At 63.8% G+C, this 15,950-nt stretch carries 13 protein-coding genes and 1 pseudogene; 11 read left to right on the top strand and 3 right to left on the bottom strand.

Going from position 1 to position 15,950, the window contains the following annotated elements; genetic code table 11:
• The first annotated feature begins 304 nt into the window (after positions 1-304).
• Genes QR64_RS04300 through QR64_RS04285 form a run of 4 tightly spaced genes read left to right on the top strand, consistent with a single transcriptional unit; the run spans position 305 to position 4,291 of the window.
• Positions 305-1,588 carry an aromatic ring-hydroxylating dioxygenase subunit alpha gene (locus QR64_RS04300; protein WP_039584290.1) on the top strand — a complete coding sequence of 428 codons (1,284 nt, stop codon included), beginning with the start codon at positions 305-307 and terminating at the stop codon, positions 1,586-1,588.
• A gap of 32 nt (positions 1,589-1,620) precedes the next feature.
• Positions 1,621-2,808: a zinc-dependent alcohol dehydrogenase gene (locus QR64_RS04295; protein WP_039584289.1), complete on the top strand. Its 1,188-nt coding sequence runs from the start codon at positions 1,621-1,623 to the stop codon at positions 2,806-2,808.
• Positions 2,805-3,311 (top strand): hypothetical protein, encoded by a 507-nt coding sequence (locus tag QR64_RS04290; RefSeq protein WP_039584288.1) that lies wholly within the window; start codon positions 2,805-2,807, stop codon positions 3,309-3,311. Before QR64_RS04295 ends, QR64_RS04290 begins: the two co-directional genes overlap by 4 nt.
• Positions 3,312-3,313: 2 nt before the next feature.
• A complete protein-coding gene (locus QR64_RS04285; RefSeq protein ID WP_039584285.1) occupies positions 3,314-4,291 on the top strand; it encodes a PDR/VanB family oxidoreductase in 978 nt (325 codons plus the stop codon).
• 829 nt (positions 4,292-5,120) lie between these two features.
• On the opposite strand, the gene QR64_RS04280 is transcribed toward QR64_RS04285, so the two are convergent.
• A complete protein-coding gene (locus tag QR64_RS04280) occupies positions 5,121-5,927 on the bottom strand; it encodes an IclR family transcriptional regulator C-terminal domain-containing protein (RefSeq protein WP_174556300.1) in 807 nt (268 codons plus the stop codon).
• Between the two features lie 92 nt (positions 5,928-6,019).
• Between QR64_RS04280 and QR64_RS04275 the strand changes: the two genes are divergently transcribed.
• The 6 genes and pseudogenes from QR64_RS04275 (at position 6,020) to QR64_RS04250 (ending at position 12,628) form a co-directional block, all read left to right on the top strand.
• Complete coding sequence (locus tag QR64_RS04275) at positions 6,020-7,285, top strand: aromatic ring-hydroxylating dioxygenase subunit alpha (protein ID WP_039584283.1); 1,266 nt, start codon at positions 6,020-6,022, stop codon at positions 7,283-7,285.
• Positions 7,282-7,752: an aromatic-ring-hydroxylating dioxygenase subunit beta gene (locus tag QR64_RS04270; protein ID WP_006552196.1), complete on the top strand. Its 471-nt coding sequence runs from the start codon at positions 7,282-7,284 to the stop codon at positions 7,750-7,752. Before QR64_RS04275 ends, QR64_RS04270 begins: the two co-directional genes overlap by 4 nt.
• Before the next feature lie 77 nt (positions 7,753-7,829).
• Positions 7,830-8,762: a PdxA family protein gene (locus tag QR64_RS04265; protein WP_235367005.1), complete on the top strand. Its 933-nt coding sequence runs from the start codon at positions 7,830-7,832 to the stop codon at positions 8,760-8,762.
• Positions 8,759-9,769: a 2Fe-2S iron-sulfur cluster-binding protein gene (locus QR64_RS04260; RefSeq protein ID WP_039584281.1), complete on the top strand. Its 1,011-nt coding sequence runs from the start codon at positions 8,759-8,761 to the stop codon at positions 9,767-9,769. The genes QR64_RS04265 and QR64_RS04260 overlap by 4 nt, the downstream gene beginning before the upstream one ends.
• 54 nt (positions 9,770-9,823) lie before the next feature.
• Positions 9,824-11,203, top strand: a complete 1,380-nt coding sequence (locus QR64_RS04255) for an MFS transporter (protein ID WP_039584280.1) — start codon at positions 9,824-9,826, stop codon at positions 11,201-11,203.
• 331 nt (positions 11,204-11,534) lie between these two features.
• Positions 11,535-12,628: pseudogene (locus QR64_RS04250) on the top strand (hypothetical protein).
• A 264-nt stretch (positions 12,629-12,892) separates the two neighbouring features.
• On the opposite strand, the gene QR64_RS25530 reads toward QR64_RS04250, so the two are convergent.
• Both QR64_RS25530 and QR64_RS04240 read right to left on the bottom strand, forming a co-directional pair.
• Positions 12,893-13,909, bottom strand: coding sequence for a nucleoside hydrolase (locus tag QR64_RS25530; protein ID WP_072740543.1), 1,017 nt, complete (start codon positions 13,907-13,909; stop codon positions 12,893-12,895).
• 302 nt (positions 13,910-14,211) lie between these two features.
• Positions 14,212-15,399: a LysR family transcriptional regulator gene (locus QR64_RS04240; protein WP_269324910.1), complete on the bottom strand. Its 1,188-nt coding sequence runs from the start codon at positions 15,397-15,399 to the stop codon at positions 14,212-14,214.
• Here QR64_RS04240 and QR64_RS04235 point away from each other — a divergent pair.
• Positions 15,398-15,805: a hypothetical protein gene (locus QR64_RS04235; protein ID WP_039584279.1), complete on the top strand. Its 408-nt coding sequence runs from the start codon at positions 15,398-15,400 to the stop codon at positions 15,803-15,805. The genes QR64_RS04240 and QR64_RS04235 overlap by 2 nt on opposite strands.
• Positions 15,806-15,950: the final 145 nt, after the last annotated feature.

The raw sequence follows: 15,950 nt of genomic DNA, 5'->3' as shown, positions 1-15,950 counted from the left end.
TCCGGTGCCCTCACTGAGTGGGCTTCTTCGATCCCACGACCGCGAGTGTAGTGGAGTCCGATGTGCGCGCATATGCGCGTTCTTTTCGGACCTTCCACGGCGGCGTGCGCACCTTCGCCGGTGGTGATCCATCGCGTGTCTCGGCGACAGAAACAGCGAGTACCAGGGGTCTTAGGGTGAAAAGTAAGGCCGCCCATGGTTGACGGTGCGAAGCGACGTGTGCCACAGTGCTCCCACCGATCAATTTCCGCGCACGTGCGCGCTATTCGGACGCAATCAGTCGTTGAAGGTCGAAAGGACTGCCATGCTGACGCAAGACCAGAACACTCTGCTGGTTCAGACGGGCCCCGATACGCCCATGGGCCGGCTTTTCCGCCGGTACTGGATCCCGGCGTTGCTGGCGGAGGAGTTGCCGGAGCCGGACTGCGCCCCGGTCCGGGTCAAGCTGCTCGGCGAGCAACTGATCGCATTCCGCGACACCCAGGGCAGGCTCGGACTGCTCGACGAGTTCTGCAGTCACCGCACCGCCTCGCTGTACTTCGGCCGCAACGAGGACTGCGGCCTGCGCTGCGCATACCACGGCTGGAAGTACGACGTCGAGGGCAACTGCGTCGACATGCCGTCCGAACCGGAGGACTCGAAGTTCAAGTCCCGGATCAAGCAGAAGGCATACCCGTGTGTCGAGCGCGGCGGCGTGATCTGGACGTACATGGGTCCGCCCGAGCTCAAGCCCGAACGGCCCGAACTCGAATGGGCCATGCTCGGCGACGGCCACCGATTCGTCTCGAAGCGACTGCAGGAGACGAACTACCTGCAGGCAATGGAGGGCGGCATCGACTCGAGCCACGTCTCGTTCGCCCACCGATTCAACCTCGACGACGACCCGATGCACTCGGGGACCGAGGGCAACAAGTACCTCAAGGCCGACACCCGCCCCAAGTTCGAGGTCGCCGAGAGCGACGGCGGTCTGGTCATCGGTGCTCGCCGCAACGCCAACGACGACGAGTACTACTGGCGGATCACCCAGTGGATCATGCCCTGGTACACCATCATTCCCCCGTTCGGCACCCACAATCCGCTCGGCGGGCACGCCTGGGTGCCCATCGACGACGAGACGTGCTGGGCGTGGAGCATCAACTACCACCCCACCCGGGAGCTGCGCGAGGACGAACTCGCGTCGATGCGCAACGGAGACGGAATCCACGCCAAGTACATCCCCGGGACCTACCGGACGCTGGCGAACAAGGACAACGACTATCTGATGGACCGCGAGGCCCAGAAGCAGAAGAAGACGTTCTCCGGCATCGAGGGCATCGCCGCCCAGGACTTCTCCCTGCAGGAATCGATGGGAGCAATCTGCGATCGCACCAAGGAACGCCTCGGAACTTCCGACGCCGGCATCATCTTGGCCCGCCGCCGACTGCTCGCCGCCCTCGAGGAACTCGAAGCGGAAACCCTGCCCGGTCTGCAGCCCGAACACCAGCGTGTGCGGTCGACCTCGGTCCTGCTGCCGAAGGCAACGCCCTTCCAGGAAGGTGCAGAGGACGCACTCCGCATGGTCGAAGGCGAAGACTTCGTCTCCATCTGACCACTCCGGCAACAAGAAACAAGGAATCCGTCGTGACCAATAGAGCCGACATCGACACCGCATCGACACCCTCGTTAGCCGGCCCGCCGACGATGGTCCGCGCCGCGGTGTCGATGCCCGACACAACCACGACCATCCGCCACCTCGACACCAGCGCAGCCGTCGGTGCCGTGGGCTGGCTCGAAGTCGAATCCTCCGCGGTGTGCGGAACCGATGTCGGTCTCTATCGGGCCGGACTGGACTCGCCCACAGTGCTCGGCCATCACGTCGTCGGGACCGTCGTCTCGGTGGATCGGACCCAGTCCGCCGCATGGGACGTGCGGCCCGGCGACCGGGTCGCGCTGGAGGAGTACCTGCCGTGTATGCAGCAGGACTGCCCGGCGTGCCGCATCGGTGATCACCGCATGTGCCCCCAGACCGATCTGTTCGTAGGAAAGCGGCGAGTAGGTCTGGTCCCGGCGAACGACGGGTCCGGTCTGCACGGCGGCAACGCCGAATACATGCAGCTCAGCGCAAACAGCCTCGTGTACCGCCTACCGGCGGATCTCGATGCGGACCTCGCAGCGTGGACACAGCCCTTCGCCAACGCGCTGGATTGGACGGTCGATGCCGGCGGCGCCGAGGAGGGGTCGACGGTCGTGATCATCGGCCCCGGCTACCACGGTATCTCCGCAGTAGCCGCAGCCCGGGCTGTCGGTGCCGCCCGCATCGTCGTGATCGGGGTACCGGAGTCGGCCGGGCGCCTCGAGATCGCCGAATCGCTCGGTGCGGTGCCGGTGATCAACGACAACGACGACCTTGCCGAACTGATCCTGCGAGCCACCGGCGGTGAGGGAGCCGATGTACTCCTCGACACCGTAGGACTCGGAGGACAGGCCGTGGCCGCCGCCGCCCGTGCGTTGCGCAAGCGGGGCCGGCTGGTCATCGGCGGACTGGGGTCGACGCCGGTCTGCGAACTCGATCTCAAATCTCTGGTGCGCGGCGCCAACACCATCGTCGGTGTCCGAGGCCGCTCTCCTGATGCAGTCACACGCAGCATCGAACTTCTCGCCGGCGGCCGATCCGGATTGGAGATCGTGCCCTCCGTCGACGTCGGCCTCGACGAGGTCGACGACATGTTGGGGCGGATGGCCACCGGACAGGGGCCGGTGAGTCCTCACGTCGTGATCCGTCCACAGTTGCGCCGCCCGAACACTCAGAAACGAGGAACGCTGTCATGAGCGAGACGACACCCCGCCGGCTGTCCTACGTAGCTCGAATACTGCTGGTGCCCCTGGGGAAGTCCGGTGACGACCTGGTCGAGCAGATGGCTCGGGCGGGGTTGACCGATGTCGACGTCGTCACCGCGCACTCGCCCGCCGAGGCGGCCGTACGCGACATCAACGCCGAGGCCACGGTGGTGCGTCGTATCGACGAATTGGTCACCGAATCGGACATGGTCATTCTCATCGGTTCGGTACTGCCCCAGGTCCCCATCGGCTTCGCCACCGCCATGGCCGAAGCAGCCCGCGAATCGGGCAACCTGCTCGCCGGTGTCCTGATCGACCAACAGGACTGGGACAGCCCGCAAGGGGCCGAAGCGATGGCAGTACTGCGGATGGAACTCGACATGCTGGTGTCCCTCACCCAGGTCTCTCTCGCCACCGCCTTCGTCGACGTTCTCAAAGGGGGATACCGCACCCCGGGTGCTTACGCGCCAGTTCTCTCGACCTCAAGGATCTGACAATGACACAAGAGACCAGCCGCCTCGTGGTCCGGCAACAACGACTCGAATCCGACGGCGTGTTGTCGCTGACCCTCGAGCACCCGGAGGGGGCCGCCCTCGACGAATGGGAGCCCGGAGCACATATCGACCTCGTGCTGCCCTCCGGGACCGTTCGGCAGTACAGCCTGTGTGGTGACCCCGAGGACAAGACTGCCTACCGGATCGCCGTTCTCAAAGAAGAGCAAGGACGCGGTGGGTCGAAGGAAATCCACGACAGTGTCCGGGTGGGGGACCTCCTCGCGGTGCGGGGACCCCGCAACCACTTCGCCCTCGAGCCTGCACCTCACTACCTCCTGATCGCCGGAGGAATCGGAATCACTCCCATTCTTTCGATGGCACGGAAACTGTCACGGGAGAACGCCAGCTGGTCCGCGCTCTACGGCGGCCGCAGCCGCGCCACGATGGCATTCGTGGAAGAGATTTGCGGACTCGGCGAAGTAGACGTCTGTCCTGCAGACGAATTCGGAAACCTCGACCTGGCAGGCGCCGTGGCCGACGTTCCGGCCGGCACCGCCGTGTACTGCTGTGGCCCCGAAGGTCTACTGCAGGCGGTGAAATCGGTGTGTGGTCCGGCGCTCGGTGACGAAGCAATTCATTTCGAGCGGTTCGGTGCCCCTGTCGTGGAGGTCGATTCTTCCGAGGCTGCCGACGCATCGGAGGGGCAGTCGCCCACCGAATTCGAGGTCGAACTGCGCCGGACCGGGTGCACGTTGAAGGTGCCTGCAGACCGCACCCTGCTCGAAGTCGTTCTCGAAGCGAACCCGAACATCCTGTACTCCTGCGAGGACGGATTCTGCGGGTCCTGCGAAACCCGCGTGCTCGACGGAGTTCCCGAACATCACGATTCGATCCTCTCTCAGGCAGACCGAGACAAGGGCCAGACGATGATGATCTGTGTCGGACGTTCTCGCACACCCACTCTGGTCCTCGACGCTTGACGTAGCGGGATGCTGCGAGGAGTCGGGTGTCCGCCTTCCCATGTTTTCGGATCACGGGACGGACCACCCGCACTCGCACTATCCATTGCAGGGCCTGCGGTTGCTGCAACCGGGCATGCTCGTTGCCGAAGAACTTCTCGAACCATGCGTCGACGGTGCCGCATCGGCAGGGGCTATCGCGTCCCTCGATTCCGGTATCGGATCTAACTTCCTGGACGACGCGATCGGTGAGACTTCCAGCGCCTTTCTTCCGGCCGCGAACACACCTCGGCGGCCCTGACGAGCGCTCGTCCATTCTTCGGGCGGGGTGGAAGCTGCGGCGACCGGATGGTCGCTGCAGCGATGATCGATCGAATCGTTCCACCAGCCGATGTGCTGACCCCGCGGGCGCCGACTACCGCGTGCGGAGCGGAATCGTCGACCGTGCACTCGGATTCCGTACCAATCACCGCGGCGAGATCGGCTATCCCCGCGAGTGCCTCGTTGCCCTCGCAGGACTGTCAGGCCGGACGTCGATGACGTCCGGCCTGCCGGTCCTGGAGACCGGTCGCCAGCGCCGAAGCGCCGATAGTGCGACCAGCTGTCCGTGCACGTGGGCACTGTTGTTCGCGGGTAGAAGTTCTCATACTTGTCGACCTCGCACCCTTTGAGGGCCCTGCGAACCGCCCTCGCGCATGTCTTCTTGAGGTGTTCAGGACCGCATCAAGACCTGATTCCATGGATCGGTCGTCGCCTCCTTGATGTCGGTGTTCTTCCGGAGGCACGCCTGCAGGGTGCAGCGATCGTTTCGCGCACGGATGTCGCGCCTGGGTGCACCCTTCGAGGGATCTCACAGAAGCCGGCCGAGCCTTTCGGCGTACTCGTTCAGTACGGGCACGGCCGCTTTCTGGAGGTCGTGGAGGGTGGTTCTGGCAGTGGATGCACTGACACTCATGGCCGCCACGGTTTCACCGCGGGCGGTTCGGACCGGTACGGCTATCGACAGCATGCCGCGTTCGATTTCTTCGTCGGTATACGCCATGCCGCTCTCCCTTGCTGCCAGAATCCGTTCCCTGACGGCATCGATATCGGTCAGCGTCTGGGGTGTGCGTGTCTGGAGGTTGCACTGTCGGAGATAGTCGTCCAGTTGTGTATCGGTCAGTCCTGCCAGCAGTACTCGACCGGTTGCCGAGTTGTGGGCGGGCAGTTTGGCGCCGACACGGACTCCGGTCGACACGATCCGGGTGGCCTCGGCGCGGGCGACGAACAGGGCCCATCCGTCTTCGAGAACAGCGAGCGATACCGATTCGTCCAACGCATCGCGAGCCTCGGTCAATTGCGGCTGGGCGAGTTGCGGGAGCGGCGCGGTGTCCAGATAGGCGCCGCTGAGACGGAGCATTCTCGGTGTCGGGCGGAAGTTTCCGTTGTCGTGGGTCAGGTAGCCGAGCTCGACGAGGGTGAGCAGGCAGCGTCGTGCCGCGGCGCGAGAGGTGTTGGTCCGCTGTGCGGCATCGGTGACGGTCAGTTGTGGGTGGCGGATGTCGAAGGCTTCGATGACCGCCAGACCCTTCGCCAATCCGGCCATTCCTTCGGGGGCGCGGGAAGAACTCTTGACACTTTCTTGGGCGTCCTGCTTAATTGTTCGAGAATTGCTCATCTGTTCGTTATACGAACAAGCGTGGGGTGTGTCAAGCCCAAGCGAGCGAGTTCTCTGATGTCCCGACTGGTTGTCCAGACTGAGGAGAAATAATGGAAAGCAGCGTTGTCGACACAGGCCGCGATACCCCGGTGGAGTGGACCGACGACCTCACCCGAGTGCCGTATCGGGTGTTCCAGGACCAGGATGTCTACGCCGCCGAGCAGACCAAGCTGTTCCAGGGGCCGTATTGGAGCTACCTGTGCCTCGAGGCAGAGGTGGCCGACCCGGGAGACTACTGCTCGACCTTCGTCGGCGAGACGCCGGTGATCGTGGCACGTGATCGCGACGGGGAGCTCTACGGATTCGAGAACCGCTGTGCCCACCGCGGTGCCCTCCTGGCACTGGACGACCGCGGAAACACGAAGGACTTCACCTGCGTCTACCACGCCTGGAGCTACAACCTGCAGGGCGATCTGACCGGCGTCGCCTTCAAAGACGGAATCAAAGGCAAAGGGGGAATGCCTGATTCGTTCTGCATGGAGGATCACGGCCCGCGCAAGATGCGCATCGCCGTCCTCCACGGCCTGGTCTTCGGAAGCTTTTCCGATGACGTGCCGGACATCGAAGAGTATCTCGGCGAAGAGATCACGAGCCGGATCGCCCGGGTCCTCAGTGGCCGTACGCCCGAGATCATCGGACGCTTCACGCAGGTGCTTCCCAACAACTGGAAGCTGTACGTAGAGAACGTCAAGGACTCCTACCACGCCAGCATCCTGCACCTGTTCTTCACCACCTTCGAACTCAACCGCCTGTCGCAGCGCGGCGGGATCATCGTCGACGAGAGCGGCGGCCACCACGTCAGTTACTCGGCGATCGACCGAGACGCCGAGAAGGACGTCGCCTACGCCGACCAGAACATCCGATCCGAAAGCGCCTACAAACTGGCCGATCCGTCGCTGCTCGAGGGGTTCAGCGAGGTCGGCGACGATACGACGCTGCAGATCCTCTCCGTCTTCCCGGGTTTCGTGCTGCAACAGATCCAGAACTCCGTGGCCGTGCGCCAGATCCTGCCGACCGGAGTCGAGCAAACCCGCTTGAACTGGACATATCTCGGATTCGAAGAAGACACGCCCGAGCAGCGAGAGATCCGTCTCAAGCAGTCCAACCTGGTGGGCCCCGCAGGTTACATCTCGATGGAGGACGGCTGCGTCGGAGGTTTCGTGCAACGCGGAATCGCAGGTGCAGCAAGCGAGTCTGCAGTGCTCGAAATGGGAGGAAGTCTGGCCGAATCCAGCGAGAGCCGTGTCACCGAAGCATCGGTACGCGGCTTCTGGAAGGCATACCGGACCGCGATGAACCGACAGGAAGAGGCATGAGCATGAACGACTTCCAGCGAATCGGCCGTGTGCAGGCCGACTACTCCCGTTGCATCGACGAGGGCCCGCTCGAGCGTTGGCCGGACTTTTTCGTCGAGGACTGCATGTACCGGATCACCACCGCGCAGAACTACAGCGAGGGCCTGCCCGCAGGACTGGTATGGGCCAACACTCGCCGCATGCTCGTCGACCGCGTATCGGCACTGCGCGAAGCCAACATCTACGAGCGACACACCTACCGTCATATCCTGGGCCAGCCCCTGGTGCTGGACGAGAACGGCGACGGTATCCATGCCGAAACCAGCTTCCTGGTGGTGCGGGTGATGCGTGACGGCCAATCCGACATCTTCACCAGCGGGCGATATGTCGACCGGTACGTGGAGGTCGACGGTCAGTTGAAGATTGCCGAACGGGTCGTGGTGTGCGACAGCACCAACATCGATACCTTGCTGGCGCTCCCACTATGAACGGGTCCCCGCCCCGGGTCCTGCTCACAATCGGCGACCCGAACGGAATCGGCCCCGAAATCGCGGTGAAAGCCGTCGTGGCAGCACAGGAACATCCCGCATTCAATCCGGTCCTGGTGGGCGATCGACATGTCATCGAATCGCTCGCCCACCAGGGCGGCATGACGCTCCGCGAGACGGTCGACGGCCACCGCGCACCCCTCGCCGGTGTGGTCGACATCCTCCCCGTCGACTCGTTGCCCCCCGGAGCGTTCGCTCCGGGCCGGGTGAGCGCAGAAGCCGGGACGGCGACCGTGGCGTACCTCGAACGCGCGGTGCGCTGCCTGCAGGGCGGTGGAGCCCGCGGCATCGTCGCGTGCCCGCACTCGGAAACCGCGATCAACGCCGCCGGTATCTCTTTCAACGGATATCCAGGCATGCTGGCCGAACTCGTCGGCGCGCGACGGGACGAGGTTTTCCTGATGCTCGTCGGTGCCGGCCTGCGCATCGTGCACGCCACCTTGCACGAATCATTGAAAGATGCGCTCGGGCGCCTCACACCGGAGCTGGTGTACAGGGCAGCGCACGCTGTGGTGCAGACCCTTCAGGACCAGGGCATCGCGTCCCCGCGTATCGGCGTGTTCGGTATCAATCCGCATGCCGGAGAAGGCGGCCTGTTCGGCGACGACGATCTGCGGGTGACAGCGCCTGCGGTCGAGCGGCTGCGCGCCGCAGGGATCGACGCCTGCGGACCGGTCGGAGCCGACCTCATGCTCGGCGATACCAGCTTCGACGCGTTCGTCGCCATGTACCACGACCAGGGCCATATTCCCGTCAAACTCCTCGCCGGACGCACCGCAGCCGCGATGACGATCGGCGCCGGCGTGCGGTTCTCCAGTGTCGGGCACGGCGCCGGGTTCGACATCGCCGGCAAGGGAACAGCCGATGCGGACGCCGTTGTCGCGGCGGTGCGGCTGGTCGGCGCCACCGCCGGCGCCTCATCACACGTAACCGCAGGAGTCACGTCATGACCTACCAGGTAACCGTCACGGGATCGGACATCAATTTTCCGTGCGAGCCCGACGAGAGTGTGCTCGACGCGGCGGAACGCGCGGGATACGCGATCCCGTACTCGTGCCGCAAAGGCGTGTGTTCGAGTTGTGAAGGTGCGCTCGATGCCGGCAGCCTCGCGGTGCGCGGCCGGGGAACGGCGCAAGGCCCCGAAAACGGAGTGCTGTTCTGTCAGGCGCAGCCCACCACGGACGTCGACATCACACCGAAGCGGATCACCGAACGAGACAAGGTGGTACGTAAGCAACTCACCGCGAAGGTCCACCGAATCACTCGCCCGACACCCGATGTCGCGGTCGTGCAGCTGCGTCTGCCCACCGGAGTGCGTGCGAAGTTCGCCGCGGGTCAGTACCTCAAGGTTTTTCTCGACGACGGGGACAGCCGCAACTATTCGATGGCGAATCCGCCGCACGAGAACGACGGAGTGCAACTGCACATTCGTCACGTGCAGGGGGGACGATTCTCCGAGGAGGTGCTTCGCACGCTCGAGAAGGGAAGCAAACTGAGAATCGAGCTGCCCTACGGCGAGTTCTCGTTGAACCCCGACTCGGACAGGCCCGTCATCTTCGTCGCCAGCGGCACCGGCTTCGCCCCGGTGAAGTCGATCGTCGAGGACCACCTCAAACGCGGGGGAGAGCGGTCGTTGCATCTCTACTGGGGTGCACGACGGCAAGAGGACATCTACCTGCCCGAGTTGCCCGAGAAGTGGCCCTCGGTTTCGGATCGGGTTTGCTTCACTCCGGTCCTGTCGCATCCCGCCGAGGACTGGACCGGTCGCACCGGTCTCGTTCATCGAGCCGTGCTCGAGGATTATGCAGACCTCAGCGGCCACGAGGTCTATGCATGCGGAAGTCCCGCAATGACCTCGGCGGCACGCGAGGATTTCGTCCACGAGGCCGGTTTGGCACCGGACAACTTCTACTGCGACGCCTTCGTACCGTCGGGCGATCTTGTTGTCACCGCGTGATCCGCTACCACCACCACATCCGGGAATCCCGGTACCAGACACTGTGAGGCACTCATGTCCATCGCACCATCGCGCGTGACACTGCCGGATTTCATCGATTCGCGGCCGGTGAGTCGATACCAGTACATCGTGATCGGCCTGTGTGGGTTGGTCATGTTCATCGACGGCTTCGACACCCAGAGCATCAGCTACATGGCGCCCCACATCGCCGAGGAGTGGGGTCTGTCGAAACAAGTGCTCGGGCCCATCTTCTCTGCCGCTCTCGCCGGTCTGATGGTCGGCTATCTGGCGCTCTCGCCGCTGTCCGAGCGGTTCGGTCACCGCCGGATGATTATTGCGAGCACAGTCCTCTTCGCGCTCGGCACGTTGGCCGCGGCCTGGTCGCAGAACGTCACCGAGCTGATGGCGTTGCGTTTCATCACCGGAATGGGACTCGGTGCTGCTGCGCCCAGTGCCATCGCGCTGACGGGCGAATACAGCCCCAAGCGTCTTCGAGCGACCTTCGTCCTGGCGATCTACTGCGGTTTCTCCCTCGGTTTCGTCGCGGCAGGGTTGGTCTCCGGTTGGCTGATCCCGATCTTCGGCTGGCGCTCGGTGCTCGTCGTCGGCGCAGTAGCACCGCTTCTGCTGCTCCCGGCATTGCTGCGCTTTCTGCCGGACTCGCTCACCTTGATGATCAACAAAGGTGCCGAACCCAAGCGGGTCAGGTCGATCCTGCGCAGGATCGATCCCGGTCTCGCCGCCGGCTCCGACTTCACCTACGAGGCAGAGAAGCAGCCTGACGAACAGCGCACTGCACTGAGGAACCTGTTCACCCGTGACCGGGTGTTGGGCACGCTGCTGCTGTGGTTGGTCTTCGTCATCAATCTCGGTGAGTTCTACGCACTGCAGAGCTGGCTACCGTCGATCATGACGAGCCTGGACTACGACATGGGTACGGTGGTCACCGCTACGACCCTGACGACTGTCGGCGGCATCGCTGCGGCGTTTGTCACCGGGCCGTGTATGGACCGACTCGGTGCGTATCTCACCCTCGGAACGGTGTACATCGTCGGATTCGCGTTCGTCGCATTGACCGGTCTTGCTTTGAGTGCGCCGTTGTGGGTCCTGCTGACTGCCAACTTCTTTGCGGGTGTGTGTATCAGCGGCGGACAGAAGAGCTTGATCGCCTTGTCTGCGGTGTTCTATCCGACATCGATGCGTTCGACCGGTGTCGGTTGGGCATTGGGTGTGGGCCGCATCGGTGGAATTGTCGGGCCGATCGTGGTCGGAGCGGCTCTCGGGATGGGGTGGTCCGCCAGTGCAGTGTTCTATGCGATGTCGATTCCCATGCTCGTGGCCGGCGTGGCGGTACTGCTCCTGGGTCGATGGGTCCGGAGCGACAAACACCCCGACCGTGCGGTGGCGGAAAGTCAGTCGCTGGCGCACAAGTAGTACGAGTCGGCGACATGCCGAGGAGTCGGAGCCGGGGCTGCTCCGCGAACGGATGTCCGCGTACCCGCTTGCGGGTCGGTCCGGGTAGAGCCGTCTCTGTCGGTGTTCGGTGAGTGCTGCCGTTATGCGTCTCCACGGCATGGGCCGTCCTTCGGTTCGCTTTTCGTCAGGTCGACGAACCGAAGGGCGGCCCGTGCCCAGGGTTGTTGATGGAGATCGCGAATCGCGGAAGCTCGCGAGTTCGTCGGGTGACAGCCGACGTCGCGCTGCACGGCAATGTGCGTGCGACTGCATGGAGTTTGCGGGGGTACCGAGCGGGTACGCGAAGACGGTGTCGGCGAACGAGCATCTGCAAGGATCGCGTTCCGGTGCCGGCGGTGAGCAGGTCTCGGTGTTGTTGATCGCGGATCCGGGCGAGCCGGCGGCACTGGCCGAACGCATTGCGGAGTACCTGCCGGAACGCCTGCGCAGCTCTGCTCGCGTCGAGCGCCGGTGGACGGTGTGTGTGCGCAACGAACCGTATCTTCCCGACGAGCAAGCGGAGTTCGCGGAGGTCATCGACACGGTCGATCCGTCTTCGGAACACGAAGACATCGTCGTCTACCTCACCGATCTGCCGCGCCGCGATGACACCCTGCCTGTGGTGGCCGACGTCAGCGCCGACCACAAATTCGCGCTCGTCTCGGTCGCGGGAGTGGGTGGTTTCGGCATCGAGCGTCGCGTTCGCACGGTCACCGAACTTGCGATCACCCACATACTCGGTGAGCCGGAACTCACGCCCGGGGCCGCGCGGCAGTTTCCGTCTACGCAGATCGAGGACGGCATCCGGTATTTTGCGCCTTCGGGACTGCGGCGACTGCGGTTGTTGTCGGGGATGGTGCGTGCCAACCGGCCGTGGCGGCTGGTGACCGGACTGTCGAAGGTTCTCGTCGGCGCGTTCGCCACGGGGGCGATCGCCTTGGCCACCAATACGATCTGGTTGTTCGCCGACACGATGGGACCGTGGCGTATGAGTGCGGTGACGGTCCTGTCGATCATGGCGATGATTCTCTGGCTGATCCTCGACCATGAACTGTGGGAGCGTCCGAAATCACCGGAGGAGCGTGACCGTTCGGTGCTGTACAATACCGCGACCGTGGTGGCCTTGACCGTTGGTGTCGTCGTGCTGCACGTGGCTCTGTTTTGTCTGCTGTTGGCTACTGCGAGTTTGACTCTTCCCCCGGAACTGTTGTCCCGTGTTCTCGGGCACGGGGTGAGCTTCTCCGACTATCTGACGCTCACCTGGTTGCTGACGTCCATTGCGACCATTGGGGGGCGCTCGGGTCGGGGCTCGAGGACGACGCCGCCGTCCGAGAGGCGGCATACGGGGTCCGTCAACGGCAACGCATGGAGAAGATGAGCGAGGCGTCGAACGAGACGGGGTAGGTGTCCTCGGGGCATCCGGTGGCGGGAACGTCAAAGACGGATCAGTGGAGATGGTTGTGGTCAGGTTTCGCACCTTGACCGGGGTTCGGTGAGACGGGGCCATTGTGACAAGAACGCGGTCTCGACGTCGTAGGTGAGAGCCGGCCTGTGGTGGGGTGATCGGTGACCGAGTTGTCGTGATTCGTCTGAGCCAGCCAATGCTTTCGTCGGTTTTCGGGTGGTGTCCGTGCAAGGGGGCCTTGTCGGTGACCTGGTCGGCGCTCATTATGGGCAACTGGGCAAAGAGATGATCTGTGCGTCAGGCTCCCGAAGTGTCTGGGCATTCGGGAGCAGGGCGCTCATGAGAAGGGGGCCGAAATCGGCAGTCGCGGACAAGGCGATGCGGTGCCGCGATGCCGACGTGTCCGGTGATGCGTCCTCGTCGAAGGTCACGAGCGTGCGGCCACGATGCTCACCGTCGGTTTCTACCGAAATCGTGCATGAGGGGGACTCGTTCAAGCTGACCGAACCGAGGGCAATCGCTGCGGCAAGGGGGTCGTGCAACAGGCATTTGGAGTGGTCGAACTCCGGGTGTCGGTCGAGATAGTAGGCGAGCATCGTTGCAGCGAGTTGGACTGCCGGATCGGTGGATGCGGTCTGCAGCAGGTCCACGTCGGCTCGGGAAAGACTGTGATTATTCGTGATGTCGAGCGGTACCAGCGTGAGATTCCGCCAGGGGGCAGAGAACACTTGCGATGCGGCGACGGGGTCGGCGAAGATGTTGGCCTCGGCGTGGGGGGAGACATTGCCGGGAACGAGGTGAGCGCCGCCCATGATGGTGATGGCACCGACAGTTTCTGGGAGGGTTTCGTCGATCGCCAGTGCGACCGCGATGTTCGTCAGTGGGCCGAGAGCGATGATGTGAAGCCGGGACCCGATCTCGTGAGCCGTTGCGACCAGCCGTTCTGCGGCGGCCATATGGTCCGTGGGCGTTTGGGACGGAGGTAAGTCCAGGCCGGCGAACCCGTTGGGTCCGTGGATCCATTGAGCACCTCCCCAAAACTCCCCGGTCATCGGTTCCTGTCTTCCTACTGCGACCGGGATATCGGGGCGGCCGGTCAGCGCGAGCCAGCGACGCGCGTTCTCTGCGGCCTGGTCCACGGCGACATTGCCGGCAACTGCTCCGATGCCACGCAGATCGGCATGGCATTTGATGAGGTATATCAACGCCAGTGCATCATCGATTCCCGGATCACAATCGACGTAGAAGACGGGGTCCCCACTGATTGAATTTTCTCCCATAGAAACGATTCTATCTTGAAAGCTGTTGTCGTTCTCTGTGACACGGTGACCCTCGGGCCGGGCCGGGTCGCCGAGGACGATGCCGTCCCAGGGGCGATACGGGGTCCCGCGGCGGCAACGCATGAAAGAACGAGACGAGCCAGGTGTCGAAGGACGCGGGCTCGTGGCTCTCGGCGACTCCGGCGCAGGAGCATCGAAGGGGAAGACCGGTGAGATAGCGGGGTCAGGTCTCGCACGCTGAGCAATGGGTTCGGTAAGAAGACACCAGTGATCGGAATGCTGATTCGAGGGGCCAGGAGAAGTCAGCCTGTCGTGCGGTGGGCACCTTCGGTGATCGAGTTGTGAGGCCGGGTGGACCATGCTCCGGGCACGGTGTGGAGCGAGGCCACAGCGCGTGCTGTGTCGATGAAATCCTGTACGGGTTTGGACGCGACATCCGTGCGCCAGGCGATGGACAGCGCCGTGGGCGGGATGTCGGTCACCGGCACGAATGCCAGGCTCGGTCTGCTGTAGAAGCGTTGCGTCGAGGCTTGTGAGAATGCCACGCCGCGCTCGGCGAGGATCGCTTCGAAGCATTCGTCGACGGTGGCGACGTCTGCGCCGACCCGCACCGGTTCGCCTTGGCGCGATTCTGTGGCCAGCCAGTAGTTTCGCCAGTTCTCGGGGGCTTTGCGTGCGACGAAGAACTCGTTGGTGACCTGTTCGACGCTCACCTCGGGCAACTGGGCGAGCGGATGATTCGCGGACACGACCATCACCCGGGGTTCGACGAACAGGGCTTCCATGCCCAGCCAGTCCTGCATCAACAGCGGGGGCCGGACGAAGGCGACATCGGAGGATCCGTCGGCCAACCCGACATACGGGTCGGAGAAATCGTAGGAATGCATCTGCACCTGGATGCCCGGATGCAGCGACTGGAACGTACTGAGAATGTGCGGTGTGAGCTCGGCAGCTGCGTTGCCTTGGAAGCCGATGACCAACTTGCGGGTACTGACGCCGTGGGCGGCTTCGCGGGTGAGGTTGACGGCTCGTTCGGCGTTCGCCAGCAACCGGCGGCTTTCGTCGAGCAGGATCTGGCCGGCAGGGGTCAGTTCGACATGCCTGCTGCTGCGCAGCAGCAGCACCGCGCCGAGGTTCTGCTCGAGTTTGCGGATCTGCACGCTCAATGAGGGCTGAGCGATGTGCAGACGGGCGGCTGCGCGCCCGAAGTGCAACTCTTCCGCAACTGCCACAAAATAGGACAGAAGTCGCAGGTCGAGCTGGGGTTGCATGTTTCCGAAGATAGCCAACACCACCCCGGGAGACCAGTAGTCATTGCCTATCGATCCGGGCCGGATAGGTATTGGACGCACCCGGCGGACACGAGGTGTGATGGCTGTCATGGCCGGCACGGCATCCGGGAGGCCAGCACTTTCCGGATTCGGGTCGGCATACCGGAGCGAGTGCTCGCACTCGGCCTCGCTGTCTCCCTCATCGAAGGAATCCCACATGACCGTCACTACGCGTGCCCTCGACACGGCCGACTGGGCTGCCTCGTTCACCGAGGCGAACAACACCGACCTCGAGATCCAGGCACACGGCAAGTACTTCACCTGCTCGTACCTGCTCGACATGACCGACCACACGTTCGTCATCCAGATGAGCCGCGGCAACGTGGTGGACATCGCGATCGACCCCGGTCCGCTGGATGTGCCGTACCAGTTCGCGCTGCGTGCCAGCGCCGAGACCTGGCGCAACTTCGGCGTCCCGGTGCCCGCCCCGATGTACCACGGCATCTGGGCCGCGAGCTTCCAGCGCGACATGAAGCTCGAAGGCGACATCCTGGTGTTGATGCAGAACCTGCGGTGCATCACCCGCCAGATCGAACTCCTGCGCACCGTCGGCGTCCCGGTCTGATCCTCCCACCCCCTTTGAGCCGTAAGGAACACTGATGAGCAAGATTTCCCCGGTCACCGGCCACTACGTCGACGTCGACGTCGACGGACTGCTGTATAAGGGCGTTCCCCCCGAGATATGGACACCAATACCTATGCGGCGGAAG

Origin of the sequence: Rhodococcus sp. Chr-9, from assembly GCF_000801125.1 — a bacterium.
GTDB lineage: Bacteria > Actinomycetota > Actinomycetes > Mycobacteriales > Mycobacteriaceae > Rhodococcus > Rhodococcus pyridinivorans.
The sequence above is the reverse complement of the archived record's forward strand: the minus strand, read 5'-3'. Positions and strand labels throughout refer to the sequence as shown.

Excerpts from the sequence above, each read along its gene's own strand:
- QR64_RS04300 (WP_039584290.1), top strand. The coding sequence starts at position 305 with ATGCTGACGCAAGACCAGAACACTCTGCTGGTTCAGACGGGCCCCGAT.
- QR64_RS04290 (WP_039584288.1), top strand. The coding sequence starts at position 2,805 with ATGAGCGAGACGACACCCCGCCGGCTGTCCTACGTAGCTCGAATACTG.
- QR64_RS04285 (WP_039584285.1), top strand. The coding sequence starts at position 3,314 with ATGACACAAGAGACCAGCCGCCTCGTGGTCCGGCAACAACGACTCGAA.
- QR64_RS04280 (WP_174556300.1), bottom strand. The coding sequence starts at position 5,927 with ATGAGCAATTCTCGAACAATTAAGCAGGACGCCCAAGAAAGTGTCAAG.
- QR64_RS04275 (WP_039584283.1), top strand. The coding sequence starts at position 6,020 with ATGGAAAGCAGCGTTGTCGACACAGGCCGCGATACCCCGGTGGAGTGG.
- QR64_RS04270 (WP_006552196.1), top strand. The coding sequence starts at position 7,282 with ATGAGCATGAACGACTTCCAGCGAATCGGCCGTGTGCAGGCCGACTAC.
- QR64_RS04260 (WP_039584281.1), top strand. The coding sequence starts at position 8,759 with ATGACCTACCAGGTAACCGTCACGGGATCGGACATCAATTTTCCGTGC.
- QR64_RS04255 (WP_039584280.1), top strand. The coding sequence starts at position 9,824 with ATGTCCATCGCACCATCGCGCGTGACACTGCCGGATTTCATCGATTCG.
- QR64_RS25530 (WP_072740543.1), bottom strand. The coding sequence starts at position 13,909 with ATGGGAGAAAATTCAATCAGTGGGGACCCCGTCTTCTACGTCGATTGT.
- QR64_RS04235 (WP_039584279.1), top strand. The coding sequence starts at position 15,398 with ATGACCGTCACTACGCGTGCCCTCGACACGGCCGACTGGGCTGCCTCG.
- QR64_RS04240 (WP_269324910.1), bottom strand. The coding sequence starts at position 15,399 with ATGTGGGATTCCTTCGATGAGGGAGACAGCGAGGCCGAGTGCGAGCAC.